The 216-nt window shown below is 48.6% G+C and carries 1 protein-coding gene; it reads right to left on the bottom strand.

Translation table 11 applies throughout. The features are described 5' to 3' along the window. A partial coding sequence (locus H9X96_RS22615; protein WP_222943978.1) for a DUF11 domain-containing protein occupies positions 1-216 on the bottom strand: 216 nt, incomplete at both ends.

Below are 216 nucleotides of genomic sequence, written 5' to 3'. Positions count from 1 at the left end.
GGAACCGGCGTAGAAGTCGGGGTGTTGTTACCTGGAGTCGGATCATTTTCTGTTCCGGTAATCGTTGCAGTATTGGCATAAATGCCTGCTGCATTGACCTTAGCGGTAATGGTTAAGGTTGCAGTAGAAGCATTGATCATTGTACCAATGTTCCAGAGTCCCGTTAGCGGATCATAAGTGGTACCTGCCGCAGGAGCCGAGCTCACATAGGTATAA

This window comes from Pedobacter sp. N36a (genome assembly GCF_014472395.1).
Taxonomy (GTDB): Bacteria; Bacteroidota; Bacteroidia; order Sphingobacteriales; family Sphingobacteriaceae; genus Pedobacter.
This window is presented reverse-complemented; position numbering and strand designations above follow the sequence as displayed.